The organism is Caulobacter sp. AP07, assembly GCF_000281955.1.
GTDB lineage: Bacteria > Pseudomonadota > Alphaproteobacteria > Caulobacterales > Caulobacteraceae > Caulobacter.
Genome location: NZ_AKKF01000200.1, coordinates 13,743 through 40,545 on the forward strand (window position 1 = coordinate 13,743; position 26,803 = coordinate 40,545).

A 26,803-nucleotide genomic window follows, 5' to 3' on the forward strand; every position below is an offset into this window, starting at 1 on the left:
GCCAAGCCCGCCGCACGCTCGCCAGACCCCTCTACTTCGGACAGACCGCGTCGCCCTCGTTGGACGCCAGCTTCACCTCGGCGACCGACAGGGCGAACGGTCCGTCCGTGCCGATCACGAACGGCGCGGTGACGTGGTCCATCTTCGCGCCCGCCGCCTGGAAGCAGGACAGCTTGATCTTGACGCTGCGCCACTCGGCCCCGGCGGACTTCACCATCAGCGGGGTGACGTCCAGCGTCCCGCCGCACGAGGCGTCGTCGCTGCATCCGATGCTCATCGTCACCGGCTTGGCGGGGCCGGTGTCGACGCGGTAGCGGACCTGGACCGCCATGTCCCCCGTCGTCTGCCGCGACAGGTCGGCCGGCGGTCCATGGATGGCCAGCATGCCCTGGCCGGTCCAGACGGCCTGGCGGGCGTTCTCCTGCGCCCCGGCGTCGACGGCCTTGACGCTGCCCGCGCCCAGGAAGTCGATCATCCACGGGGGCGGGGCGCGACCGGCGACGAAGTAGCGGTCGACGCTGCCGGCGGCCGCCACCTGGCCCGGGTCCTCCGGCAGGGTCGCGACCTGGCCGCCGTGGGCGTAGGATAGGCCGTAGCCATAGGCGAACTGCGGGTCATAGCCCGACTGGCCGCGGTTCAGCGGGCCCTGGTCGGCGCGCTTGGGCCAGGAGAAGCCCAGCTTGCCCTGGAAGTCGCGCTTGGGCTTGCCGTCCTTGCCGGCCACCAGCACGTCGGCCACGCCGCCGCCCTCGCTGCCCGGCAGCCAGGCGGCGACGAAGGCGTCCGAGGCGTTGATCTCGGGATTGGTCCACAACGGCCGGCCCGACAGGAACACCGAGACGACGGGAATGCCCTGGGCCTTGAGCGCCTTGAGCAGGGCCAGGTCGGTCTTGTCGGCGAGCTGGTAGCCCAGGTTGGCGACGTCGCCCTGGAACTCGGCGTAGGGGTCCTCGCCGAACACCACGATGGCGACGTCCGGCCGGGTCTTGAACTTGCCGTCCGGCGCCAGCTCGGCCTGGCCGCCGCTGGCCGCCACCGCTTCCGACAGGCCGGCCCAGATCGACTGGCCGTGCGGGAAGTCGCTGTTCTTGTTGCCCGTGCCCTGCCAGGTCAGGGTCCAGCCGCCGGCCGCCTTGCCGATGTCGTCGGCGGCCCCGGCCACCAGCACCCGGGCTCCGGGCTTGATCGGCAGCACGCCCTGGTTCTTCAGCAGCACCAGCGACTTGGCCACCGCCTCGCGGGCCAGGGCGCGGTGGTCGGGGGCGCCAAGCCGGTCGAACCGGCCCTGGGTCGTCGGGGCGACCCGCTCGAACAGGCCGGCCTTGACCTTGACCCGCAGGATGCGCCGCACGGCGTCGTCCAGCCGCGCCATCGGGATCTCGCCGGACTTCACCTGGGCCAGGGTGTTGTCGAACAGGCCCTTCCAGCTGTCGGGCGCCATGTACATGTCCAGGCCGGCGTTCATCGCCTGCGGACAGCTGGCGTTGGTGCAGCCCGAAAGCTGTCCGTGGGCGTTCCAGTCGCTGACCACGAAGCCCTCGAAGCCCATCCGGCCCTTCAGGACGTCGGTGATCAGGCTCTTGTCGCCGGTGATCTTCTGGCCGTTCCAGCTGGAGAACGAGGCCATGACCGTCAGGATGCCGGCGTCGATGCTGGGCGGGTAGCCCTGGGCGTGGACCCGGACCAGCTCTTCTTCCGAAATCCGCGCGTCGCCCTGGTCGCGGCCGCCCTCGGTGCCGCCGTCGGCCAGGAAGTGCTTGGCCGAGCCGGCGATATGGCCGGCGCCCAGGGTCTGGCCGGCCTTCAGCTCGCCCTGCAGGCCCAGGGTCATGGGCCCCGCATAGGACTTCACCACCTCGGGGTCCTCGGCATAGCCCTCGTAGCTGCGGCCCCAGCGGTCGTCGCGCGGCACGGCCACCGTGGGGCCGAAGGTCCAGTCGCCGCCGACCGCCGCCACCTCCTGCGCCGTGGCGACGCCGATGCGGCGGATCAGGTCGGGGTCGCGGGCCGCGCCCAGGCCGATATTGTGCGGGAAGATGGTCGCGCCGACGATGTTGTTGTGGCCATGCACGGCGTCGATGCCGAACAGGAGGGGGATCGGCGTGTGGCCAGGCCGCGCCGCCAGCGACTCCGCCCGATAGGCGTCGATCAGGTCGGTCCAGGCCTTGGGCGGGGCGCGGTCGTCGCCGCCGGGCGCCGAGTTGCCGCCGGCCAGGATCGAGCCCAGCGGATAGGTCCGCAGGTCTTCCGGCTTCATCGAGCCGATGTCGCCCTGGATGGTCTGGCCGACCTTTTCCTCCAGCGTCATCTTGCTCATCAGGTCACGGACGAAAGCCTCGGTCCTGGGGTCGGTGATGGCCGCCGGGCTATGAGCCTGGGGCCAGCGGGCCGGCGTGGCCACGGGCGACGCGGTCTGGGCCGAGGCCGCGACCCCGGCCAGGGCGGTCGAGGCCGCGAGGGCCACAGGCAGGACGCGACGGAGCGGACGGCGGACGATCATTCAACACCTTCGAGAGAGCAGCGCGGCGGTCGGCGCCGTGGCGAAAAAATCGGCGCGGCGAGGAGAACTTCGCCGCGCCGAAGGTTGGAGAGCCCCCGATGACAAGGGGTCCAGCCGCTTGCCCGCCGAAATCGGCCGGACAGGCGTCATCCCCGCCGCATGGCGGCGCTGGAGCGGGATGAAGGTCGATCCTGAACGCGCCCGCGACGCGCCATGCGGGCGCGACACGGGAGGCGTGAATGGTTTCCTTCCCTGTTCGACGGGGGCCTCTCGGTCCTCTCGTTGCGTGAAGCTCACCACACGCTGACAGCGCTGTCCATGTAAAAGGTACCGGTATCTTTCCAGAAATGCGAGTTCGGCGCTTCCTCCGGGGCTAGGCGGCGACGGACCGGCCCGCGTCGAGCGCCGCCTGGTGGGTGGGACTCTGCGCCACGACGGCGGCGACCTGCTGGGCCAGGCGCGGCAGGATCGCGCGGACCTGGCGGAAGTCGGAGGCGTCGACCAGCGGGTCGTGAGCCCGCGGCCGCAGGCCCATGCCCTCGAGCACGTAGAACCAGGACAGGTCGGTGAACAGCTCGCCGGGCCGGGTGTTGATCCGTCCGCAGGCCCGGTAGAGCTCCATCCGCTCGGCCAGGCTGGCCGGGACCGGCGCCTGGGCCCGGTGGCGCCAGAACGGCGTGTCGTCCCGCGCGGTGGCGCAGTAGTGCAGCACGATGAAGTCGCGGAAGGTCTCGTACTCGGCGATCAGGGCCTGGTTGTAGGCGGCGATGTTGGACGGCGCGAAATCCCGGTCCGGGAAATGGTCCAGCAGCTTGTAGAGGCCGCTGCACACCAGGTGGATGCTGGTCGATTCCAGCGGTTCGAGGAAACCCGAAGCCAGGCCCAGGGCCACGCAGTTGCGGTTCCAGAACGCCTTGCGCCGGCCGGTGGTGAACCGCAGCTTGCGCGGCTCGGCCAGGGGCTCGCCGATCGCCGCCAGCAGTTCGCTCAAGGCCGTCTCGTCGTCGATCGCCTGGCTGGCATAGACATAGCCGTTGCCCACCCGGTGTCGCAGCGGGATCTTCCAGCGCCAGCCGGCGTCCTGGGCGGCGGCCAGGGTGTAGGGCGCGGGCGGACCGGCGTGGGCGGTCGGCGCGGCGATGGCCCGATCGCAGGGCAGCCACTTCGTCCAGTCCTCGTAGCCGGTTTCCAGGGCCTGCTCGATCAGCAGGCCGCGAAAGCCGCTGCAGTCGATGTAGAAGTCGGCCTTGACCTGCCCGCCGTCGGTCAGGGTCAGGGCGTCGATGAAGCCGTCGTCGCGCAGGACGGCGCGGGCGACCTCGCGCTCCAGCCGCCGCACGCCGCGGCGCTCGGCGTGGTCGCGCAGGAACTTCGCCACCAGGGCGGCGTCGAAATGCAGGGCGTGGCGCAGGCCGGCCAGCGGGCCGCTGGCTCGCGGGTCGGGAGGCGCGAAGCGCCCGGCCTCGCCCAGGGCGGCCGCCAGGCTGAAATCCGCCACGGCCATGTCCAGGCCCTCGGCCCGCGCCTTGTGCCAGACATGGTGGAAGGGGCGGCGGTCGATCGACACGCCGAACGACCCGAACGGGTGCCAGTAGCTTTCGCCGACCCGGCTCCAGTCCTGGAACTTGATGCCCAGCTTGAACGTGGCCTGGGTGGCCTGGAGGAAGGCGTCGAGGTCGGCCTCGATCAGCTTCAGGAAGTCGAGGATCGGCGGAATGGTCGCCTCGCCCACCCCGACGATGCCGATGTCCGGCGACTCGATCAGGGTGATGGCGCAACCCGTTCCCCGCAGCGTCTGGGCCAGCAGGGACGCGGCCATCCAGCCGGCCGTGCCGCCGCCGACGATGGCGATGGACTTGATGGCTCTGTCGATCATGACGCGCTCCAGGGCGACAACGAGATCGGCGTGGCGACGGACGACCCGCCGCCACGCCAGCCCTGCTACATGCCGAACTTGAACCGCGCGCCCAGCACGATCCGGCGGTCGCCGGTGGCGTAGCGGAACGGCAGGTTTTCCCACTGCAGGTAGCGGCCGGTCTCTTCCTTGGTCAGGTTGATGCCTTCCAGCACCACCTTGATCTGGTCGTTGATCGCGTAGCCGACCTGACCGTCGAGCTGGCCATAGGCCCGTTCCCAGGTGCCCAGGGAGTGGGCGTCGTCGACGCCGCCGGTGGCGCTGTTGTCGACGCCGAAGGCGAAGTTGCCCTGGTAGCTCTTGTCACGCCAGGCGTAGGACAGGCGCGCCTCGAACCCGTGGCCCTCGTAATAGCCCTGGACGTTGAAGGCGTGCTTGGCCACGCCGGGGATCGGCAGGTTCTTGTCGTAGTCGTTGAAGTTGGACGACTTGGAGTCCGAGTAGGTGTAGTTGGCCGTGAAGCCGAAGCCGTTCGCGAACGCGTATTGCGCGGCCAGTTCGACGCCCCTGATGGTGCCGCCGTCGCCGTTGACCGGCTGGGTGAAGATTCCCGTCGTCGAGCCCGCCACCGAGCCGTCGGCCACCGTCCGCGAGACCGTGTCGGTCTGGATGAACGAGTCGACGTTCTTGTAGAAGAAGGCCCCCGAGAACAGACCTTGCGAGCCGACATAGCGCTCGTAGGCGATATCGAACTGCGAGGCGCGGTACGGGTCGAGTTCGGGGTTGCCGCCGCTGCCGTTGGTATAGAGGAAGCGGTTGAGGTTCGGCCCCGGGGTCGAGCTGCGGGTGAAGTTGTAGCTGGAGCCCGTGCCCAGCTGGAACAGGTTCTGACGCGACACCACCCGGGCGGCCGAGACCCGCACCTTGTCGGTGTCGTTGATGTCGAACACGCCGCTGACGCTGGGCAGGACGTCGGTGTAGGAGCGCGAGGTCGTGACGTTGTCCGGGTTGGCGATCACGCCGTTCCACGCGTCGGTGCCGTAGTAGTTGGGCACGGTCGGCGTGGCGCTGGAGTCGATGGTCAGCTCGGTCTTCACCACCCGCACGCCGCCGTTCAGGTGGTAGTTGTCATCCGCGCCGCCCGCGTCGGCCATCATGTAGCCGGTGGTGGTCTTTTCCTTGATCTTGAAGGACTGGATCGGGTCCCGATAGTACTTGAACGGTGTCGAGGGATAGAGCGCCGACAGCCAGCCGACCGGATTCTTCATCTGGTCGCGGTTCTGGAACAGGGCGGTGATGCCGCCGACGGTCAGGGTCTCGAAGCGTTCGGGGTTGGTCGCCGCCGTCTGGTACGGGGTGATCAGGGCCGGCGAGGCGCCGAAGCGGCCGTCGTCGGTCGGGGTCTGGCCGCAGTTGGGCCGTCCGGGCGTGCCGGCCGGCAGGCCGCACGACTTGAAGCCGATCGCGCCGTCCTGGAAGTAGCCCAGCGGCGTCCAGTCGCCCAGGCCCAGGGCGTGGGCGTCAAGCTCGCCCTTGCCGGAATAGTTGGCCAGCAGCTGCATGAAGTCGGAATCGACCTTGCGTTCGGCGTAGCGGGCGCCGGCGCTGATCAGCAGGTCGCCGTTCTCGCCGAATTCCGGACGATACTTGAAGTCGGCGCGGACCGAGGTGTTCTCGACGCCCGTGCGCTCGCCGAACACCCAGTGCGACTTGGCGAACACGCTGGTGGGGGTGGTGAACTGCGACGGGTTGGCCGGGGTGAAGGTCGGGTTCTCGCCGTTGGCGTAGGTGTAGGTGAAGGTCGCCGGGGCGGTGGGGTTGGGGACGAAGCCGGCCGCCGTGCCGTTACGCACCGTGTATTGCGTGTAGCGGACGTCGTTGTTGGCGCTGTCGCTGGTGTAGTCGCTCTTCGAATAGGCCCCGCGGACGCTGCCGGTCAGGCGGCCGCCGTTGTCCCAGTTGGCCGCCAGCTGGAAGTTGTCGGTCTTGGCCTCGGCGTTCTGCACGAAGGAGGTGCCTTCGGCCGAGTTGGCGGTGACCGTGCCGGTCTGCAGGACGCCGTTGGTGTCCTTCGAGAAGCCCGCCGCGGAATAGGTGGCGCCTTCGTTGGCGAACGGGAACTTGATCGAGGCTTCGCTGGTCAGGATCTTCAGGTCGGAGTGGAACCAGTCGGCCGTCAGCTGCAGCGAGTCGGTCAGGGCGAAGTCGACGTTGACCGAGGCGCCCAGGCGCTTGCGCGACTGGTCGCGATAGGTGGCGTAGCGGTATTCCGGCGACCAGACGTCGACCGTGCCGGCGCCTTGCGGACGGTTCTCATAGGCCCAGCCGCCGCGGTTCTCGCCGGCCAGCACGTCGGTGTGACTGTCGGTCTTGTCGTAGGACACCGTGCCCAGCACGGCGAAGCGGTCGCTGAACTTGTGGCCCAGGACCAGCGAGCCGGTCGGGGTCCAGTCGCCGTGCTGGCCCTTCTGGCCGCGGAGGTCGCCGGCGATCGTCGTGTCGTCCCGCAGGCTGAGGGCGTTGCGGGTCTTCAGGTTGATGATGCCGCCCAGACCGCCTTCCAGCAGCGAGGCGTCCGGCGACTTGTAGACGTCGACGCCGCCGATCAGCTGCGAGGGGATGCCCTCCAGCGAGTTGTCCTGGGCGATCTTGCCTTCGTAGAGGCGGAACAGCTCCAGGCCGCTGACGAAGATGTCGTTGTTCAGAACCGTGACGTTCTGGTCCAGGCCGCGGATGCGGACCTTGGTGCCCTGGCCGTTCTCGCGGTCGATCTGCACGCCGGGCATGCGCTGCAGGGACTCGGCGATGTTCTGGTCCGGGAACTTGCCCATGTCCTCGGCGGTGACCGACTCGATGATCAGGTTCGAGTTCTTCTTGAGGTTCAGGGCGTTGGCGAGCGAGGCCCGGAAGCCGGTGACGATGACCGCTTCAACCTCAGCGGGTTTTTCGGCGGGGGCCGAAGCGGTCTGCGCCGCGGCCTGGCCGGCGGCGAGCAGCACCAAGGCCGAGGCGGCCGAGAGTAAGGCCGTGCGTGATCGATAAGACGTTGTAGTCATTATGCATTCCCCTGATTTGCGGCAGCAGTTCTCGTTCTCGATCAGCGGAGCCGAGCGAGCCGAGACGCGGAGGTTGAGGGATGCCTGCGCATCCTCCCGTGGAAGTCCGGCTTTTTGGCATGCCGGTAGCTTCAACCTATGAGCACTAGACAGCGCTGTCAATCCGGGTCGATATCTTTCCTAAATTGACTTTCGTTATGGGGCTTTTGGGCCACGTCCCGGGGCCGGCCCGGCGTCACCGCACCGGGGCCACGGCCGGCGTCACGTTCCAGCCCCGCAGCGCCACCTTGGCCCCGACAACCGGGCCGGCCGGATAGCGGATCTCCACCGTCCGCCGTTCGCCGGGCAGCAGCGAGACGTAGTTGTCGGCGTAGTAGGCCGGCAGGATCCGCTGGCCCTCGCCGTCGACCAGGGTCAGCTTGCCGTTCAGGGCCGGGGCCGCGCCGGTGTTGGCCAGCGACACGGTGACCACCGTTTCGTCGCCCGCCCTGGCCGCGCTGGCCGCGATCGACACCGGTTGGGCGGTCATCGCCGACAACTTCCGGCTACCGGCCGCGTCGCGGGCCAGCCAGTAGAGATTGCTCGACAGCGGCGTCCCGTCGGCGGCGGCCAGATCCAGCCGCACGATCACCGCGCCCTGGTCGGCCAGCGGCCCGGCCAGGTCCAGGACCTCGCCCTGGGCGACGCTGTTGGCGGCGGCGTCGATCCGGCTCGAACGCTCGGCCAGCGGCTGGCCGTCCAGGCCCAACACCCGGGCTCGCAGGGTCGCCCCGGTGATCGCGGCGGCCCCGTTGTTGACCAGCTCCAGCCGGTGATCCGGGAAGTTCATCTGGACGTGGACGATCTCCGAGCCCTTCGCCGTCCCGTAGTACGAGGCGTGGGTGTCGTAGTCGTGGCTGAGGATCTGCCACATGGTGCTGGGCCAGGCCGGCTGGGTCATCCACAGCAGGCGGCCCGACGACTTGGTCCACAGCTCGGCGTTCATGCCCTCGAAGATCGCCCGGTGGGTCTCGTAGTTCATCAGCTGGGCCTTGCGCTCGAAGTCCTCGAGGCTGGTGGGCGCGCCCAGCTTGGCGGTCATGGCGTCGATGAAGCTCTTGGTCGCGCCGTTCCCGGTCGGGTGCCAGTCGTGATAGGCCCAGACGTCGCTGATCGGCCAGCGATCGGGGGCCGGCACGGCGGCCTCGAAGGCCTCCAGGGTCGGGAACGACGGCGTGCCGACCTCGACCGAGAAGCCCTTGGCGTGCTCGGTGTAGTAGGTCTCCGGCTCGCGGTAGTTATAGGGCCCGCTGCCCTGCAGGTTCACCCGGTTGGAGCTGCCGGTGTACCAGCGTGTGCCGTCCAGGTCGTGGACCAGCTTTTCCAGGCCTTCGTTGAGGATCGGCTGCGGCACCCCCTCGTTGCGGCCGAACCACAGGGCGATCGAGGGGTGGTTGCGGTAGCGGGCGATGACGTCTGCGGCGTTCTTCAGGAACAGCGGCACGTCCTGCGGTTCCAGCTGGTAGTCCTGGGTCGAGGCCCAGAAGTCGTTCAGCACCAGCAGGCCGTACTCGTCGGCCAGGTCGAAGAACACGTCCTCGGTGTTCTGCCCCACCCAGTTGCGGATGGTGTTGAGGTGGGCGTCCCGGTGCAGGCGGAAATAGGGCTCCAGCCGCTCCCGCGACACCCGCTTGCGCCAGTCGTCGGTGCCCCAGTTGCCGCCCTTGGCGGCGATCTTCACGCCGTTGACCTTGAGCACCAGGTAGGGCGTCAGGCCGGTGTCTGGCACGTCGCGCACGGCCGGCGAGGTTTCGCCTTCCGGGGTCAGCGAGGTGGCCCAGCCGTCGGTGACCTTGCGGACGCCCTCGTGGCTGCCGTCGGTGACGTCCTGACCCAGCTGGCGGGCCTTGGAAAAATCGACCTCGACCCGCCGCAGGTCGCCGTCGCTTTCCATCAGCGACAGCTCGTAGGTCATCTGGCGGATGCCGAAACGGCTGTCCTGCCGGTCGGACGCCGTGCCGTCGACCAGGGCCGACAGCCGCAACTCGTGCAGGGCCGGCTGGCCGTAGCCGTTGGGCCACCAGAGCTTGGGATTCTGGATCGACAATTGCGGGAACTCGGCGAGCGCGAAACGCACCTCGCCCGCGCCGGGCGCCAGGGTCACGACCTTCTCGACGGCCACGGCGTCGAAGGCGGCGCGGACCGTGGCCTGAACCGGCGACCCGGTCAGGTTCTCGACCGGCACGGTGATCTCGACCTCGGCGACGCTGTTGTCCGGTTTCGGAAGCGTGGTGACGACGTGCGAGTCGCCGATCCGCACCGGGCCGGTCGAGCGCAGCACCACGTCCTGCCACAGGCCGGTGTTGCGGTCGCGGACGCTGGGGATCCAGTCCCAGCCCTCGCTGGCGATGAAGGTCGGGCCGTCCAGGGCCTGCATTCCGCCGTTCTCGCCGACCCCGGCGGTCAGCGACTCCTCGTGGGCGATGCCCGGATGCGGCGGCGGCGAGACCCTGACGGCGATGGCGTTGCGCGCCCCGGGCTTCAGCTTGCCGGTGACGTCGAACTGGCCGCGAATGAAAGCGCCCTTCAGCTCACCCAGCTTCTCGCCGTTCAGCCAAATCTCGGCGGCGTAGTTGATCCCCTTGAAGATCAGCTGCTGGTGGCGGCCCTCCTGGCCGCCGGGCGCGTCGAACTCGGCGCGGTACCAGTAGTCCTGCTTGTTCAGCGACTCCGGGATGGCGGTGTTGTTGAGGGCGTAGTCCGGGTCTGGATAGACGCCGCGATCGACCAGGGTGGTCAGCACCGTGCCGGGCACGGTGGCGCGATACCAGGTCCGGGTGTCGAATCCCGGTTTGGACAGCGCTGTCTTTTCAGCCGTGACTTTCGGCGCCTCGGCCAGCGACCAGCTGGCCACGATCCAGGCCTGGTCGCCGCCGAACTCCGGGGCGGGGCGCAGGGCGGGACCGGCATAGGGGGCGACCGCGACCGGCCTGGAGACCGGGGCCTTGCTCTTCGGCCGGGTCCACGCCTCCTGCGGCGCGACCTGGCCGTACATCTGGCGCACCTGCACCGGCCAGGACGGACTGCCGGTCTCGAACACCGTCAGGTCGGGATCGGGCTTGGCGGCGGCCAGGGCCTTGAGCGCGGCGGCGCTCAGCGCCCGGCCTTCGACGGTGAAGCCGGCGATCTGGCCGCCGAACGGCGCGGTCCCGGCCAGCTTGCGCGGACCCAGCTGCACCGCCGTCGCCGCGCCGACGGCGCCCGTCGGGCCTTCGCCGACCTTGGCGCCGTCCAGATAGAGCGAGACTCTGCTTCCGTCCGACACCGCCGCGAGGTGACGCCAGACGCCGGGCTTCAGCGCGCCTTGGCCCTTCACCACCGACCCGCCGGCCGTCACGGCCGGGGCGCCGTCGTCCAGCACCAGGAAGCGGCCGCCGGCCGTCGTGTCGCCGACCCCGGCCACCACGACCCGCCCGATGGTCGACGCCGCCACCTTCACCCAGCCTTGCAGCGTCCACGGCCCTTCGGCGGGCAGGGGCGTGGGCGACGGGCCGGCCAGGGGCCTGGTCAGGCCGTCGCCGCCGCGCGGCAGGTCGGCGTTGTAAGGTCCGTAGACGGAAGATGTCTGGGCGTGGGCCTGAGCTGTCAGGAGCAAGGCGCAGGACGCCAGCAGCGACAGGCGTGAAATCCGGCGGGCGAAGGTGGTCATGACAGGGTCTCCTCCTCGGGGCCGGCCTCTATGGGCCGCTTGTCTTCAAGTCAGGCGTCGGCGGCTTGCGCCTCCGCCGTGGTCCACAGGCGCGCGGCGCCCCGCACGCCCGACGAGTCGCCCCAATGGGCGGGCGCCAGCCTGGCGCGCCAGCCGTCGGAGAACACGTGCGGTTCGATGAGACCCGGCAGCCGCTCATAGAGCTCGCCGACATTGGAAAGCCCGCCGCCGAACACGAAGGCGTCGGGGTCGGCGATGTCGCAGATCACCGCCAGGCCGCGGGCCAGGCGATCGAGGTAGCGGTCGAAACTGACCACGGCCTCGGCCTCGCCGGCCCGGGCGGCGGCGATGATCGCCTCGCCGCTCAGCTCGCGGCCGGTGCGCGCGGCATGGTCGCGGCGCAGGCCGGTGCCGGAGATCCAGGTCTCCAGGCAGCCATGCCGCCCGCACCAGCAGGCCGCCCCGGGGGCCTCATAGGTCTTCGGCCAGGGCAGGGGCGTGTGGCCCCACTCGCCGGCCACGCCGTTGGCGCCCTCGACCAGCTTGCCGTCGACCACCAGCCCGCCGCCGCAGCCGGTGCCGATGATCACCGCGAAGGTCACCTTCAGGCCCGCGGCCGCGCCGTCGACGGCCTCGGACAGGGCCAGGCAGTTGGCGTCGTTGGCCAGCCGCACGGGACGGCCCAGGCCGGCCTCCAGGTCCTCGCGAAAGCGGCGGCCGTTCAGCCAGGTGGAGTTGGCGTTGCGCATGACGCCGGTGCGCGGCGACACCGACCCGGGCGCGCCGACCCCGATCGAACCGCGCGCGCCGGCCTGCTGTTCGACCTGGGCGATCAGGTCGCGGACCGTCGCGATGGCGGCGTCATAGGATCCGGGATTGGGGGCGCGGACGCGGGCCAGGAAGTCGCCGTCCGGCGCCAGGGCGGCGGCCTCGATCTTCGTGCCGCCAAAATCAACGCCGACCTGGATCAACCCGCCGTCCTCCGCCCTTTCGGCGCGCGTGCTGTGGCGCGTCGCCAATTTCGCTCATAGCCAGGGACGGCGAATAAAGAAAGCTATTTAAATAATCCCACAGGACGCCGCTCGCTATCGCCGCCGGCCGAGGCGATGCTACTAGGAACGCTCTTGCTCAAGATCACCGGATGCCGCCCTTGGAAGCCCCGCGGAAGTCGAACCGGAAGCGCACCGCCGGCGCCAGCCTGTCGGGCGCCAACCTGGAGCGGGTCGGCGACCACAATCAGCGGGTCATCCTGCAGGCGATCCGGGTCGGCGGACCGATCACCCGCGTGGCCCTGGCCCAGATCAGCGGCCTGACGCCGCCGGCCGTCGCCAACATCACCAAGCGGCTGCTCGACGACGGGCTGATCCTCGAGGCCGGACGGGTCCAGGGCCCGCGCGGCCAGCCGGCGATGAACCTGACGATCAATCCGGACGGCTGCCTGTCGATCGGGGTCAATATCGACCGCGACCACATCACCGTCGTCATGCTCGACCTGCTGGGCGCGGTGCGGGCCCGCGCCAGCCAGGAGATCGAATTTCCGCTGCCGGACGACGTGGCCCGGTTCTGCAAGACTCAGATCCGCAAGATGCTGGCGGCCTGGAAGGATCGGCCGCCGCGCCTGGCGGGCATCGGCGTGGCCCTGCCCGACGACCTGGGCCGCGTGGACCTGCCGCACCGGCCGGAAAACTACGACGTCTGGAGTTCGGTCGACGTCGGCCAGCTGCTGGCCGACGTCCTGCCGTTGCCGGTGTTCCTCGAGAACGACGCCGCCGCCGCCGCCCTGGGCGAGCTGCAGTTCGGGCACGGCCTGCGCAAGCCCAGCTTCTTCTACGTGCTGATCTCGTCGGGCCTGGGCGGCGGCCTGGTGGTCGAGGGCAACTATTTCCGGGGCGCGCAAGGGCGCAGCGGCGAAATCGGCTTCCTGCCCGTCCGCTCGCCCAAGACCAAGGCGCGGTCGCTGCAGGAAGTGGTGTCGCTGTCGGCCCTCTACGCCCACCTGGCGGCCGGCGGCGTCACGGTCGGCCGCCCCGACCAGCTGGCCGGCCTGTCGCGAAAGGGCCAGGCCCTGGTCGAGGCGTGGATCGCGCTGAGCGCCAAGCTGCTGGTCCAGCCGTTCGTGGGGATCAGCTGCGTGGTCAATCCCGAGGCCATCTATATCGGCGGGCGCCTGCCCACCGACCTGATCGACCGGCTGGTCGAGGCGGTCAACGCCCGCCTGGCTCGACTCGAGGACCTGCCCGCCCTGGCCTCGGTCGAGCGCGCCGCGACCTCGGCCGACGGCCCGGCGGTCGGCGCGGCCCTGCTGCCGTTCATGGACCAGCTGCTGCCGTCCCGCGCCGCCCTGATGAAGACCAGCCAGGGGTGAGGGCTGGAGACCGGGATGACGGCACGCCCAGCTAGCGGGCCCCGGCCTGGGCGCACTGCTTCAACTCAAAAATTCCGTCATCCCCCGCTTTATGCGGGGGATCCAAGCGGCGTTGGACATAGCGTCAGGCGCCGCTTAGGTCCCCCGAACAAGTCGGGGGATGACGACTGTGGGTGGGCGTGGGCGCCGGAGTATCCGCGTGAAATCGCTCCACCGGGCGGCACTCACGGCCCCGGCTTGAACTGGCCCTTCTTGCCCGCCACGCAGTCCTGGCGCTGGTCGGCCAGCGACACGCCGCCGGCGTAGTAGTTCACCGTCGTCTCCAGGCCGTCATAGGGCCGCAGGCCGGCGCCGATCCCGTTCATGTTGGCCCTGATCCGGTCGGCCATCTCCTTGGGCATCTTGGCCAGGTATTCCGGCGACAGCGACGAGGCCGAGGGCGCCGCGAACCTGGCGCCCGTGCATTGCGCGACCTTCGGCGCGGGGCAGGCGCTCACCGGCCGGGTCTGGACCTCGCCATCGCCGCCGCCCAGGGCCGTCTTGCAGAACGACTGGGCCTTGGCCTCCGGCCACTTGGACAGGTCCCAGCACTCGTGGACCTCGACGGAGCGGTCGCCCAGCATGACGGTCGCCCGGTAGTCGCACGACGTCGCCTGGACCTGGCCGGCGAAGACGCCGGCGACGGAAAACGCGGAAGCCAACACCAGATGTCGCACGGGAACCTCACCCTCTGTTCGGCCGATCCTTGTGCTGACGACCCAGGACCGGCGCTCTACAACCCCAGGGAGGCTAGCGGGCGCGCCACGGGCGAGGCGAGTGAAATCTTCGCAACGCCCGGGCGCGCCGCGTTCAGATCACCCGCTGGGCGGTGACCGGCTGGGCCCTGCGGTGCTGGGCGTCGAGCATGACGATGGCGCGGTGGGCCGCGCGGATCGCGCCCTCCTGCCAGGCGCCGACATGGCTGAGATATTCGCCGGCGAAGTGGATCGGACCGTCCGGTTGGCCCAGCAGGTGGTAGTCGGGCTCGTCGTCGCTGGCCCAGCCCACGCCGATGCCCAGGGTGTGGGGCACCGCGGCCCACTGCACCTGCAGGGGCTTTTCCAGCAGCTGACCGCAGCCGGGGTGCATGGCCTCGATGACCTTGCGGGTGTGCTCGATCTGGGCGGGGCGCGACATCTTCATCATCTCGGCGGCGCCGGGGCCGCCGGTGTAGCAGCCCAGGATCACCCCGGTCTTCGAATGCAGGCCATAGCTGGGGTACCAGACCATGTTGCTGGGCCCCTTCACGAACGAGAGCCCGCCATAGATCTGGTACTTGGGCCCCTCCCAGAAGCGCGGGGCCTGCCAGGCGATCTTGATGCTGTCGCGATAGGGCGTGCGGGCGATGGCGGCCTTGTAGGCGGGGCTGAAGTCGGCGTCGATCTTGGCCAGCACCGGCAGGGGGATGGTCGAGATGCAGTAGTCGGCCTCGATCGTCATGTCGGCCTTGGCCGCCATGTCGCGATAGGCGATCTTGACGCCGTTTCCGGTCTTGCGGATCTGGCGCACCTCGCAGCGGCGCTTGATGATCTTGGGGCCCAGGGCCTTGGCGAAGGCGTGGGGGATGGCGTCCATGCCGCCCTTGGGCTGGAACATGGTGGCCTGCATGTCGATGGTCTCCTCGAACAGCACGCCGTTCCAGAGGTTCTCGTCGAGCAGCACGCTCATATCCAGCGGATCATGGGGCGCGCCCACCTCGCGGCCGGCGCCGGGCTCGGTCTTCAGGCCGGCCCGCTCGGAGCCCTTGTAGAAGAGGTCCGGCGACAGGTCGCCATAAGTCTTGAGGAACGCGACCATCCGCTCCTTGTCCTGCGGGGTCAGGTCCTGGTCGAGGGCGCCGGCGTTGATCGCCTTGGCCAGCAGTTCGGAGACGTGGCCGCGGGTGTCGTTGATCGCCGTGCGCATCTGGATCGGCTTGCCGCCGTTGGCCTCGGGATTGAGCAGCAGGGCGCTGCGGCTGGAATTGACCTCGACCTCCAGCTCGACGCCCAGCTCGCGGCAATAGCCCAGGACGATCTGGTGGTGGCTGGGCAGGCGCGCGGCGCCGGCGTTCATGTACTGGCCCTCGTCGAACTGGCAGACCTGGCGCGAGCCGTCGGTCATCTCGATCGCGTCGCCCTTGCGCACCGTCCAGACGCGGCCGCCGGTGCGGGCCCGGGCCTCGAGGATCGTGCAGTCGTAGCCGGCCTTGCCCAGTTCCCAGGCCGCCGCCATGCCGGCCACGCCGGCTCCGAGGATCACCACCTTGGCGCCCTTGCCCCCGCCGCCCTTGGCCAGGTCCGGCGGCGCGCCGGCGAAGGCCGTGCTCGGCGTCAGCAGGCCCAGGGCCTGCATGGCGGTGAAGGCGGCGCTGTAGCCGCCGGCCGCGCCAATGGCGTGAATGAAACTGCGACGGCTGACCGGCATGCCTACCCCTGGGCTCGATGAACTGGGCGGTATGCGAAAGGGCCGGTTCCGAGGCGTCAATCAAAGACGGCGGCGCCGCGCGATTGCCCGCGAGGCGCCGCTGACGCTTGCAATCCGCGCCGCATTTCGCGGCGACGGGGCCCGGAGGCGTGCACGCTCAGATAAGTCATGAGCGCCTCCGGACAAGTTTGGCGCGTCTAGACCGGCGGCGGATTGACCGCCTTGAATCCCCCTTCGCGCCAATAGGGATAGTGGGGATAGGCCGGGGTCACGGCGCTGGCGGCGTCGAGGCGAGCGACCTGTTCGGGGGACAGGGTCCAGCCGACCGCGCCGAGGTTCTGGCGCAGTTGCGCCTCGTCGCGAGCCCCGACGATCACGCTGGAGACGGTGGGCCGGCGCAGCAGCCAGTTGATGGCGATCTGCGGCAGGGTCTTGCCGGTCTCGGCGGCGATCGCGTCCAGGGCGTCGACCACGGCGTACAGCTTTTCGTCATCGACCGGCGGGCCGATGTCGGCGGTCTCGTGCAGGCGGCTGACGGCGGGCAGGGGCTGGCCGCGACGGATCTTGCCGGTCAGCCGGCCCCAGCCCAGCGGGCTCCAGACCATGGCCCCGACGCCCTGGTCGATCCCCAGCGGCATCAGTTCGTGCTCGTAGTCGCGGCCGACCAGCGAATAATAGGCCTGGTTGGCCACATAGCGCGGCCAGCCGTGACGGTCGGCGGCGGCCAGCGACTTCATCAGCTGCCAGCCGGAGAAGTTGGACGCGCCGACATAGAGCACCTTGCCGGCCCGAACGAGGTCGTCCAGCGCCGACAGCACCTCCTCCACCGGCGTGAAGGCGTCGAAGGCGTGCAGTTGCAGCAGGTCGATGCGGTCGGTGCGCAGGCGCTTGAGCGCCGCCTCGACGCCGCGCGTCAGGCGTAGGCGCGAGGTTCCGGCGTCCAGCGGCCCGTCGCCCATCGGCAGGCCCAGCTTGGTGGAGATCAGCGCCTGGTCGCGGCGGCCTTGCAGGGCCTCGCCGAGGATCTCTTCCGAGGCGCCGTTCGAATAGACGTCGGCGGTGTCGAACAGGGTGACCCCGGCCTCCAGGCAGATGTCGATCAACCGCCGGGCCTGGGCGACGTCGGTGTCGCCCCAGGCGCTGAACAGCGGGCCCTGGCCGCCGAAGGTGCCGGCGCCGAAGCTGAGGGCGGGGACCCGAAGGCCCGATTTTCCGAGTTGGCGGTATTCCATGACCAGATCTCCTTTGGTCAGACGGCGACGCGCGGCGCGCGGCGCTCGAGGGAAAGGCTCAACGCCGCCAGCCCCAGGGCCGACAATGGCACGACGGCGGCGATCAGGGGCACGGCGGACAGGCCGGGTCCATGGGCGATCACCGCCCCGCCCAGCCAGGCGCCGAAGGCGTTGCCGAGGTTGAAGGCGGCGATGTTGAGGCTGGAGGCCAGGCCCTGGCCCGCGCCGCCGGCCTGCTGCAGCACCCGCATCTGCAGCGGCGCGACGGTGGCGAAGGCGGCCGCGCCGAGCAGGAAGGCGGCGATCACCGCCCCGACCCGGTCGTGGAAGCCGAAGGCCGAGGCCGCCATCACCAGGGTCAGCAGGCCCAGCGATCCCAGCAGGGCCGGGGCCAGGGCCTTGTCGGCCCAGCGCCCGCCGACCAGGTTGCCGCCGACCAGGCCGGCCCCGAACACCAGCAGGATGGGCGACACCGCTGCCTTGGAGAAGCCGGCCAGTTCGGTGAGAATCGGCTGGATGTAGGTGAAGACCGCGAACACGCCGCCGAAGCCCAGGACGGTCATCAGCAGGCCCATCTGCACCTGCGGCCGGGCCAGCACCGTGAACTCCTCGCGCAGCGGGCCGGGTTCGGCGACGTCGTTGTCGCGCGGGACCAGGGCGGCCAGCACCACGAAGGCGACCAGGCCGATCGCGCCCACCGCCCAGAAGGTGGAGCGCCAGCCGAAGGCCAGGCCCAGCCACGAGCCGAACGGCACGCCCAGCAGGGTGGCCAGGGTCAGGCCGGTGAACATGATGGCGATGGCCGAGGCCTTGCGCTGCGGCGCGACCAGGCTCATCGCCACCAGCGACCCGACCCCGAAGAAGGTCCCGTGAGCCAGGGCGGTGACGATCCGCGCCGCCATCAGCAGGCCGTAGCTCGGGGCCAGGGCGGCGGCGACGTTGCCGACGGTGAAGATCGCCATCAGCACCAGCAGGGTGGTCTTGCGGGGCAGGCGGCGGGTGGCGATGGTCAGGATCGGCGCGCCGACGAAGACGCCCAGCGCGTAGCCGGTCATCAGCAGGCCGGCCTTGGGGATCGAGACGCCGAGATCGGCCGAGACCTGCAGCAGCAGGCCCATGATCACGAATTCGGTGACGCCGATGCCGAAGGCGCCGACGGTCAGGGCATAGAGGGCGAGGGGCAAGGGAGGGCTCCGCTGGCGATGTCGAGCCGCGAAGATGGCGCCGCCGCGCCCTGTGAATTAGACTGGCGGAAAGATGCACACCTGTGAGTTCGGATCATAGATGGCCCGACTGGACGTCAATCGCTCCGGCGAAATGGAAGTCTTCGCCCGCGCGGTGGAGCTGGGCGGCTTCTCGCCGGCCGCGCGGGCCCTGAAGATGACGCCGTCGGCGGTCAGCAAGCTGATCAGTCGGCTGGAAACCCGTCTGGGCGCCCGGCTGCTCAACCGCTCGACCCGCAAGCTGCTGCTGACCGCCGAGGGCGAGGCGTTCCACGAACGGGCCCTGCGGGTGCTGGCCGACATCGACGAGGCCGAGTGCGCGGTCGCCGCCAGCCAGGCCCCGCGCGGCCGGGTGCGGATCAATTCCAACGTGCCGTTCGGCCTGCACCACCTGCTGCCGCTGGTCCCGCGCTTTTCCGCCGCCTATCCCCAGGTCACGCTGGACATCGTGCTCAGCGACACGGTCGTCGACCTGATGGACGCCCGCACCGACGTGGCCATCCGCGTCGGACCGATGCGCGCCTCGCAACTGATGGCCCGCAAGCTGGGCGAAAGCCCCATGGCGGTGGTGGCTTCCCCCGCCTACCTGGCCCGCCACGGGGCGCCGAAGACGCCGCGCGACCTGGCCGGCCACAACTGCATCGGCTTCAACTTCGCCCGCCATTGCGACAAGTGGCCGTTCGTTTTCGAGGGCGAGCGGCTGTCGCTGCCGATCCACGGCGACGCCACCGCCGGCGATGGCGAGACCTCGCGCCAGCTGGTGCTGGTCGGCCAGGGCCTGGCCCGACTGTCGCACTTCCACATCGGCGGCGACATCGCCGCCGGCCGGCTGGTCCCAGTGCTGGAGGCCTGCAATCCCGGCGACGTCGAGGAGATCCACGCCGTCTATGTCGGCCACGGCGGTCAACTGCCGATGCGGGTGCGGGCGGTGATCGACTTCCTGGTCAAGGAGGTCGACCTGACCCGGCCGCCGGCGATCGCCGTCCTCTAGGCGAACGCCGGGCCGCTCAGACCGGCTTGTCGAGGAAGGCCCGCACCAGGGCCACCGTCGCCTTGGGGTTCTCCTCCATGATCCAGTGGCCGGAGTCCGGCACCACCCCGGTTTCGACATTGCTGGCCGCGAAGGTCATCACCTGGCCCATGGTCGTGCCGAACGACTTCTCGCCGCCAAGACCGAGCACCGGCATGGCCAGCTTGCCCTGGGCGAGGAAGGCCTTGTTGTCGACGGCGTCCTGGTCGAAGGCCGCGAACTGGGCGAAGCCCGAATGCATGGCGCCGGGCTGGGCGTAGAGCGTGGCGTAGTGCTGGCGCGAGGCCTCGGTGAACCGGGCCGGGGTGGCCGAGAACTCGTTCCAGAAGCGGTCGAGATAGATCCGCTCGCGGCCGGCCACCAAGCGCTCCATGTCGGGGCCGCCGAACCTGAAATGCCACAGCAGCGGGTTCTTGAGGATCTCGTCCCACGGCCCGACGCCGGGCAGCGGCGCGTCGATCAGCACGAAGCGGGTGACGCGGTCGCGGTGCTCGGCGGCGAAGGCGTAGCCGACCATGTTGCCGATGTCGTGGGTGACCAGGTCGGTCTTGCCGATCTTCAGGGCGTCCAGCACCCCGGCCACGTCGCCGCCTTGCGTCTTCTTGTCGAAGCCGCCGGCCGGCTTGGAGGACAGCCCCATGCCGCGCAGGTCGGGCACGACGACGGTGTGGTCACGGGCCAGGTCGGTGGCCAGCGCGCCCCACATGTCGCCGGTCTCGCCATAGCCGTGCAGCAGGACCACCGCCGGCCCGTGGCCGCCGACCCGGACATGGATCGTCGTCCCGTTGGTGGTGATCTCCTGGGTGCGGAAATCCTTGGGAAAGGGCGCGATCTGCGCGAGGGCTGGCGAGCCCAGCCACAGCACCGCGAACGCCAGGGCGATCGATCTGAACATGGGCAGTCTCCGACAGGGCTCGAGAGGATCTGGCTCTGGTCCTGCGCACTGGCGCCCCGCGCCCGCGCGCCGTCAAGCACGGGGCGCCGATCGGGCAAAGGATTGAGCGGGTTCCTGAAAACCGCGGCCGATCCGAACAAGAACCAGGGTCCGCGGAATCCTGCCGTCCTTATCGCTTGCCTGACCCCGTGCGCCGCGCGATGAACTCCTACTCATTATGTAGGGTTTAGTCGTCGTGAGTTCCTCCCCGCCCGTGATCGCCGTGATCGGCGCCGGCTTCAGCGGCGTCATGACCGCCCTGCACCTGCTGCGCCAGCCGTGGCCGGTGAAGGTGGTGCTGGTCGAGCGGCGCGGTCCGATCGGGCTCGGCGCGGCCTATGCGACCGACGACCCGGCCCATCGCCTCAATGTGCGGGCCGGCAACATGAGCGCCTGGCCGGACCGGCCCGACGACTTCGTGGACTGGCTGGCCGGCCGGGGTCGCGAGGTCGGTCCGGGCGGGTTCGCGACGCGCGGCGACTATGGGCGCTATCTGCAAGGCCTGCTGACGGCGTTGGCCGAGGGCCCGGCCGCCGTCGGCCGCCTGGTGATCACGCCCGACGAGATCACCGCGATCACCCGCGCCGGCCAGGGCTGGACCCTGACCTGCGGCATGGGCCGCGCGTTCGAGGCCGACGCCGTGGTCCTGGCCCTGGGCAATCCGCCGCCTCGCCCGCCCGAGGCGATCGGCGCCGACCTGGCCGGCTCGCGCGCCTATGTCGCCGACCCCTGGCGCTGGGACCCGGCCGCCCTGCCGCCCGGCGAGGGTCCGATCCTGGTGCTGGGAACCGGCCTGACCATGATCGACGCGGCCCTGTCCCTGGCCCGCACCGCGCCCGGACGGCCGCTGATCGCCCTGTCGCGCCGAGGGCTGACCCCGCGCGAACACCAGGGCGCCCCGCCTTCGCCCTTGCCGGACCCGCCTTCGCCGTCCCTGACCCCGGCCGGCGCGCTGGCCTGGCTGCGGACGGCCACGGAACGTCACGGCTGGCGCACGGCGATCGACGCCCTGCGGCCGGCGACCCAGGCGCTGTGGCGCGGCTGGAGCGTCCGCCAGCGCGGCGCCTTCCTGCGCCATGGCCGGGCGTTCTGGGACGTTCACCGCCACCGGCTGTCGCCGCAGGTCGCCGAGCAGGCGGCCTTGATGCGGGCGGAAGGCGGGCTGCGGATCCTCGCGGGGAAACTGGAACGCGTGGACTTCCTGGAGGGCCAGGGGATCGACGTGGCGTGGCGGCCGCGCGGAACACGCCAGCAGCGCCGGCTGCGGGCCGACCTGATCGTCAACTGCACCGGTCCCTCGGCCGACGTCGAGCAGTCCGTCGAACCGCTGATCGCCTCCCTGGCCGGTCAGGGCCTGATCCGCGCCGATCCGCTGCGCCTGGGTCTGGACGTCGACGCCGGCCATCGGGTGCTCGACGCCCAGGGCCGCGCGCACCCGACGCTGCTGGCCGTCGGGCCGATCACGCGCGGCGCGCTGTGGGAGATCAACGCCGTGCCCGACATCCGCGTCCAGGCCGCCGAGGCGGCGGAGGAGGTGCTCAGAGCTCTAGCGCCGCGGCGTGCATGAGGTCCGACAGCTTGGCGATCGACGGATGCGGGGCCGGGCCGACCCGGCGCACATAGGCCACCTGCGGCACCACCGGCAGGCCCGCCTCGATCGGCGTGGTCAGGGGCCGGAACAGCGCCGTGCGGCAGGTGACGGCCAGGCCGGCCTCGACCGCCGCCCGCAGCGCCGAAAGGCTGGGGGTTTCCAGGGCGACGCGGAAGGGCCGGCCGTCGCGCTCCAGGGCCGTCAGGGCCGCGTCGCGGAACCGGCAGGGCGGCTCCAGGATGGCCAGGGGCAGCACCGGCCGCTCGGCCAGTTCGGGATCGCCATGCCAGACCATCGGCGCCACGCGCACGGCGGCGGCGTCCTCCGGCGCGCCCATGCACAGCACCACGTCCAACCGGTTGCCGTTCAGCAGGTCCAGCAACTCCGGCGACCCGGCCACCCGCACCTGCAGCTGGACCTCGGGATTGAGCTGGGCGAAGCGGGCCAGCACGCCGGACAGCAGGGTCTCGGCGAAGTCCTGCACCAGCCCCACCCGCACCGGCCCGACCAGGGCGTCGCCGGTCAGGGCCACCACGGCGCGGTCGTTGAGGGCCAGGATCTCGCGGGCGTGACCCAGCAGGGCCGTGCCGGAGGGCGTCAGGGTCAGCCGGCGGCCGTCGCGGTGGAACAGCGGTGTCAGCACCGTCTCCTCCAGACGCTTCATCTGCAGGCTCAGCGCCGACTGGGTGACGAACACCCGCTCGGTCGCCTTCAGCATCGAGCCGGAGTCGACGATGGCGACGAAGCTGCGCAGCAATTCGGTCGGCAGGTTAGTGGCCATGAGGCATGCCTATAAGAAACTCTGATATGACCCCTGAGGATAAGTCTATTGATCCAGTAGGGTTTCAACGCCTTTCTCTGTGGAGCAAAGGCGCTCGCGCCGCAACGGTTCACGGGACGGCACACCCTCAATGTCTCTGGCGGTCACCCACAGAATTTCTCTAGCGTCGCCATGGTCTTGGCCGCGCTGGTCGAGCGCGCGCTGGCTGTCGCCCGTGGCGCTGCTGCTGCTCTGGGAGCTGGGCTCGCGGCTTGGCGTGATCCCTGAACGCATCCTGGCGGCGCCCTCGACGGTGGCCGAAACCTTCTGGTCGATGATCGTGTCGGGCGAGCTTCCGGGCAATCTGGCGGTCTCGCTGGGACGGGCCGCGACCGGGCTTTCCATCGCCCTGGTCGTCGCCGTGACCCTGGGCCTGGTCTCGGGCCTGTCGCGCTGGGGCGAGACGCTGGTCGACCCGCTGATGCAGATCAAGCGCACCTTGCCCGTCGTCGCCCTGACCCCGCTGTTCATCGTCTGGTTCGGCATCGGCGAGACGCCGAAGATCGCCCTGATCGCCACGGCGGCGGTGTTTCCGCTGTATCTCAACCTGTTCGCCGGCATCCGCGGCGTCGACGTGCGGCTGGTCGAGGCGGCGCGCAGCTTCGGCCTGCGCGGCCGCGAACTGATCCTGAACGTCATCCTGCCCGGGGCCCTGCCGTCGTTCTTCGTCGGCCTGCGCTATTCGCTGAGCATCAGCGTGATCATGCTGGTCATCGCCGAGCAGATCAACGCCCAGGCGGGCCTGGGCTACCTGATCAACAACGCCCGCGACTTCATGCGCACCGACATCATCGTCGTCTGCCTGCTCGTCTACGCCCTGCTCGGCCTCGCCGCCGACGCCCTCGTCCGCACGCTGGAGCGCAAGGCGCTGGCGTGGCGGCCCAGCCTCGTGGAGCAATGACCATGGCCCAGCCCCGTGTCCGCAACCGGGCCTTCGTCGCGCCTTCGGAAACGTCGGCGTCCGAAACCCCCACCGTCCGACTGAACGGCTTCACCCGCCGGTTCGGCGACAACGTGGTGATCGACGACCTGGACCTGACCATCGCGCCGGGCGAGTTCGTCGCCCTGCTGGGGGCCAGCGGCTCGGGCAAGACCACCCTGCTGCGCACCCTGGCGGGCCTGGACCCCGCCGCCGGCCAGGACGTCACCACGCCCGACGCCCGCGCCGTGGTCTTCCAGGACGCCCGCCTGCTGCCGTGGAAGAAGGTCTGGCGCAACGTCGCGCTGGGCCTGAAGGACAACTCCAAGAAGGGCGGCGACATCCGGGCCCGCGCCGAGGCGGCGTTGAAGGAGGTGGGCCTGGGCCATCGCCTCGACGCCTGGCCCGCCACCCTGTCCGGCGGCGAGGCCCAGCGCACCGCCCTGGCCCGGGCCCTGGTCCGCGAGCCGGCCCTGCTGCTGCTGGACGAGCCGTTCGCGGCCGTCGACGCCCTGACCCGGTTGAAGATGCACGAGCTGGTGCTGACGCTGTGGCGCGAGCATCGGCCGGCGGTGCTGCTGGTCACCCACGACGTCGACGAGGCCATCGCCCTGGCCGACCGGGTGCTGGTGCTCGATCGGGGCAAGATCGCCGCCGAGGAGCGCATCGTCCTGGAGCGTCCGCGCCAGCCCGACGCCCGTTTCCACGCCATCCGCCGCCGCCTGCTGGGTCATCTGGGCGTCGACACCCCGGCGCCGCAAACCGCGCCGGTGGAGCGGGCCCTGGTCGCCTTCCCGACCGGCGAGGTGGTGCTTTGACCGCCGCCGCCCTGCGCCTTGACCCGGGGCCCCAGCTTCCGGACCTCGACGCGATCCTGCCCGGCCTGACCGCCGCCTTCGCCGCCACCGCCGGCCAGCACGACCGCGAGGCCAGCTTCCCGTTCGCCAATTTCGAGGCCTTGCGGCAGGCCAACCTGCTGGCCCTGACCGCGCCCCGCCGCCTGGGCGGGCTGGAGGCCGACCTGCCGACCGCCCTGAAGGTGATCTCGGCCGTCGCCCGGGGCGAGCCGGCCACCGCGCTGGTGCTGGTCATGCAGTACCTGTTCCACGCCTCGGTCGAGGGCCGCTCCGGCTGGCCCGAGCATCTGAAGTCGCGGGTGATCGGCGAGGCCATCGACAAGGGCGCGCTGATCAACGCCCTGCGGGTCGAGCCCGACCTCGGCACCCCGGCGCGCGGCGGCCTGCCGGGAACGGTCGCGCGGCGTACGCCGGAAGGCTGGCGGATCAGCGGTCGCAAGATCTATTCCACCGGCTCCACCGCCCTGACCTGGTTCGTGGTCTGGGCCCGCTCCGACGACAGGCCAGATCAAGGGGGGCCGCTGGTCGGCGGCTGGCTGGTCCGCGCCGACACCCCCGGGATCACGATCGAGGAGACCTGGGACCATCTGGGCCTGCGGGCCAGCGCCAGCCACGACGTGGTCTTCGAGGACGTGCTGGTCCCGCTCGACCACGCCCTGGACCCGCAGCCGGTCGGCGCTCCGCCGCCCTATCCGGCCAGCTTCGCCGCCTGGTCGGCGGTGCTGACCTCGGCGATCTACGACGCCGTGGCCCGCGCCGCCCGCGACTGGCTGGTGGATTTCCTGTCGAACCGCAAGCCGGCCAACCTGGGCGCGGCGCTGTCGACCCTGCCCCGTTTCCAGGAGGCGGTCGGCGACATCGACGGCCTGCTGCTGTCCAACCGCGTCCTGCTCGACACGGCCGCGCGCGGCGAGGTCGGCGGGGTCGAGGCGGGCCTGGTCAAGCACCTGGTCACCGAGAACGCCATCAGCGTGGTCGAGAAGGCCCTGAAGCTGACCGGCAATCCCGGCCTGACCCGCCACAACCCCCTGGAGCGCCATCACCGCGACGTGCTGTGCGGCCGGGTCCATACCCCGCAGTCCGACGTGGTGCTGAGCAGCGCCGGCAAGACGGCGTTCGCGGCCCATGCCAGCGAGATCGGCGAGGCCGGCCAATGAGCCGCCTGGTCGTCGCCAGCCAACTGCCGGAGCTGTTCAACAGCGTCTTCGCCCAGCATGTCGGCGACGCCGAGATCATCGCCGTGCCGCCGGGCCTGACCTCGCCTCTGCCCGACCACGCCAAGGTCCTGGTCGCCGCGCCGTTCCGCAAGGCGGGCGGCGTGCTGCCCGCCAAGGCGCCGGCCGGCTGGCCCTACGACGTCCAGTGGGTGCAACTGGTCTCGGTCGGCATCGACTTCTATCCCGACTGGCTGTTCGACGGTCCGGTGGTGACCTCGGCGCGCGGTTCCTCGGCCGTGGCCCTGGCCGAGTTCGCCCTGGCGGCCATCCTCTCCGAGGCCAAGCGCCTGCCGGAAATCTGGATCGACAAGGCCGAACGCTGGGCGCCCCAGCCCCTGAAGCTGATCGCCGGCACCACCCTGGGCCTGGTCGGGTTCGGGGCGATCGGCGAGGCCCTGGCCCCGCGCGCCCAGGCCCTGGGCCTGAACGTCGTCGCCACTCGCCGCTCCGACAAGCCGATCCCGACGCCGGGCGTCGAGCGCGTCGCCGACCTGGTCACGCTGTTCGCCCGCAGCGACCACGTGGTGCTGGCCGCCCCGGCCACGCCCGAGACCCGTCAACTGATCGGCCGCGAGGTGCTGGCCGCCGCCAAGCCCGGCCTGCACCTGATCAACATCGCCCGCGGCGCGCTGATCGACGACGACGCCCTGCTGGCGGCGCTGGACGACGGCCGCCTGGCCCGCGCCAGCCTCGACGTCACCCATCCCGAACCGCTGACCGAGGGGCATCCCTACTACAGCCATCCCAAGGTCCGGCTGTCGCCGCACACCTCGGTCCACACCCCCGACACCCGCATCAACCTGGCCACCCGCTTCGCCGAGAACCTGGCCCGGTTCCGGTCCGGCGCGCCCCTGGCCGACGTCGTCGACCTGTCGCGCGGCTACTGAAGGACATCCCATGACCGCCATCAGCCCCGCCCGGGCCTTCCAGACCCAGGGCCCCCATCCCGCCAAGATCGAGACCGTGCTGCCGGAGTTCGGCGCCAAGGCGCTGCCCGTCCAGCCGACCCACGAACAGGAGCGGCTCTATCGCAAGCAGCGCCTGGCGGCCTCCTACCGGCTGTTCGGCCGC

General features: G+C 70.6%; 18 protein-coding genes. 7 read left to right on the forward strand and 11 right to left on the reverse strand.

Annotated features, from left to right (window positions below; translation table 11 throughout):
* Positions 1 to 31 precede the first annotated feature (31 nt).
* The 5 genes from PMI01_RS17555 to PMI01_RS17575 form a co-directional block, all read right to left on the reverse strand.
* Positions 32 to 2,500, reverse strand: a complete 2,469-nt coding sequence (locus tag PMI01_RS17555; RefSeq protein ID WP_007671883.1) for a glycoside hydrolase family 3 protein — start codon at positions 2,498 to 2,500, stop codon at positions 32 to 34.
* Between the two features lie 373 nt (positions 2,501 to 2,873).
* Positions 2,874 to 4,376, reverse strand: coding sequence for a tryptophan halogenase family protein (locus PMI01_RS17560; RefSeq protein WP_007671884.1), 1,503 nt, complete (start codon positions 4,374 to 4,376; stop codon positions 2,874 to 2,876).
* Positions 4,377 to 4,441: 65 nt separating this feature from the next.
* Positions 4,442 to 7,411, reverse strand: coding sequence for a TonB-dependent receptor (locus PMI01_RS17565; RefSeq protein WP_007671885.1), 2,970 nt, complete (start codon positions 7,409 to 7,411; stop codon positions 4,442 to 4,444).
* Between the two features lie 235 nt (positions 7,412 to 7,646).
* On the reverse strand, positions 7,647 to 11,099 hold the full coding sequence (locus PMI01_RS17570; protein WP_007671886.1) for a glycosyl hydrolase 2 galactose-binding domain-containing protein: 3,453 nt from the start codon (positions 11,097 to 11,099) through the stop codon (positions 7,647 to 7,649).
* Between the two features lie 50 nt (positions 11,100 to 11,149).
* Entirely contained in the window at positions 11,150 to 12,070 is a 921-nt protein-coding gene (locus tag PMI01_RS17575; protein ID WP_007671887.1) for an ROK family protein, read from the reverse strand.
* Between the two features lie 170 nt (positions 12,071 to 12,240).
* On the opposite strand from PMI01_RS17575, the gene PMI01_RS17580 reads away from it, so the two are divergent.
* Complete coding sequence (locus tag PMI01_RS17580) at positions 12,241 to 13,464, forward strand: ROK family transcriptional regulator (RefSeq protein ID WP_007671888.1); 1,224 nt, start codon at positions 12,241 to 12,243, stop codon at positions 13,462 to 13,464.
* 224 nt (positions 13,465 to 13,688) lie between these two features.
* Here PMI01_RS17580 and PMI01_RS17585 read toward each other — a convergent pair whose 3' ends face one another.
* The 4 genes from PMI01_RS17585 to PMI01_RS17600 form a co-directional block, all read right to left on the reverse strand.
* Positions 13,689 to 14,168, reverse strand: a complete 480-nt coding sequence (locus tag PMI01_RS17585) for a hypothetical protein (RefSeq protein ID WP_157223805.1) — start codon at positions 14,166 to 14,168, stop codon at positions 13,689 to 13,691.
* 145 nt (positions 14,169 to 14,313) lie between these two features.
* Positions 14,314 to 15,909 carry a flavin monoamine oxidase family protein gene (locus tag PMI01_RS17590; RefSeq protein ID WP_007671890.1) on the reverse strand — a complete coding sequence of 532 codons (1,596 nt, stop codon included), beginning with the start codon at positions 15,907 to 15,909 and terminating at the stop codon, positions 14,314 to 14,316.
* A 197-nt stretch (positions 15,910 to 16,106) separates the two neighbouring features.
* Positions 16,107 to 17,141, reverse strand: coding sequence for an aldo/keto reductase (locus tag PMI01_RS17595; RefSeq protein ID WP_007671891.1), 1,035 nt, complete (start codon positions 17,139 to 17,141; stop codon positions 16,107 to 16,109).
* Positions 17,142 to 17,158: 17 nt separating this feature from the next.
* On the reverse strand, positions 17,159 to 18,325 hold the full coding sequence (locus PMI01_RS17600) for an MFS transporter (protein WP_007671899.1): 1,167 nt from the start codon (positions 18,323 to 18,325) through the stop codon (positions 17,159 to 17,161).
* A 100-nt stretch (positions 18,326 to 18,425) separates the two neighbouring features.
* Here PMI01_RS17600 and PMI01_RS17605 point away from each other — a divergent pair, with 100 nt between their 5' ends.
* Complete coding sequence (locus tag PMI01_RS17605) at positions 18,426 to 19,355, forward strand: LysR family transcriptional regulator (RefSeq protein WP_007671901.1); 930 nt, start codon at positions 18,426 to 18,428, stop codon at positions 19,353 to 19,355.
* Between the two features lie 16 nt (positions 19,356 to 19,371).
* Here the strand turns inward: PMI01_RS17605 and PMI01_RS17610 are convergent, their stop codons facing one another.
* Positions 19,372 to 20,289 (reverse strand): alpha/beta fold hydrolase, encoded by a 918-nt coding sequence (locus PMI01_RS17610; RefSeq protein WP_007671903.1) that lies wholly within the window; start codon positions 20,287 to 20,289, stop codon positions 19,372 to 19,374.
* Between the two features lie 235 nt (positions 20,290 to 20,524).
* Here PMI01_RS17610 and PMI01_RS17615 point away from each other — a divergent pair, with 235 nt between their 5' ends.
* A complete protein-coding gene (locus PMI01_RS17615) occupies positions 20,525 to 21,895 on the forward strand; it encodes an FAD/NAD(P)-binding protein (RefSeq protein ID WP_007671905.1) in 1,371 nt (456 codons plus the stop codon).
* On the opposite strand, the gene PMI01_RS17620 is transcribed toward PMI01_RS17615, so the two are convergent.
* Entirely contained in the window at positions 21,867 to 22,700 is an 834-nt protein-coding gene (locus PMI01_RS17620) for a LysR substrate-binding domain-containing protein (RefSeq protein WP_007671907.1), read from the reverse strand. The two genes, PMI01_RS17615 and PMI01_RS17620, sit on opposite strands and share 29 nt — an antisense overlap.
* A gap of 130 nt (positions 22,701 to 22,830) precedes the next feature.
* Here PMI01_RS17620 and PMI01_RS17625 point away from each other — a divergent pair, with 130 nt between their 5' ends.
* The 4 genes from PMI01_RS17625 to PMI01_RS17640 are packed head-to-tail and all read left to right on the forward strand — an operon-like array spanning position 22,831 to position 26,619.
* On the forward strand, positions 22,831 to 23,640 hold the full coding sequence (locus PMI01_RS17625) for an ABC transporter permease (RefSeq protein WP_007671909.1): 810 nt from the start codon (positions 22,831 to 22,833) through the stop codon (positions 23,638 to 23,640).
* Complete coding sequence (locus tag PMI01_RS17630; RefSeq protein ID WP_035036950.1) at positions 23,637 to 24,476, forward strand: ABC transporter ATP-binding protein; 840 nt, start codon at positions 23,637 to 23,639, stop codon at positions 24,474 to 24,476. The genes PMI01_RS17625 and PMI01_RS17630 overlap by 4 nt, the downstream gene beginning before the upstream one ends.
* Positions 24,473 to 25,672 (forward strand): acyl-CoA dehydrogenase family protein, encoded by a 1,200-nt coding sequence (locus PMI01_RS17635; protein WP_007671913.1) that lies wholly within the window; start codon positions 24,473 to 24,475, stop codon positions 25,670 to 25,672. The genes PMI01_RS17630 and PMI01_RS17635 overlap by 4 nt, the downstream gene beginning before the upstream one ends.
* Positions 25,669 to 26,619: a D-isomer specific 2-hydroxyacid dehydrogenase family protein gene (locus tag PMI01_RS17640; protein ID WP_007671916.1), complete on the forward strand. Its 951-nt coding sequence runs from the start codon at positions 25,669 to 25,671 to the stop codon at positions 26,617 to 26,619. Before PMI01_RS17635 ends, PMI01_RS17640 begins: the two co-directional genes overlap by 4 nt.
* Positions 26,620 to 26,803: the final 184 nt, after the last annotated feature.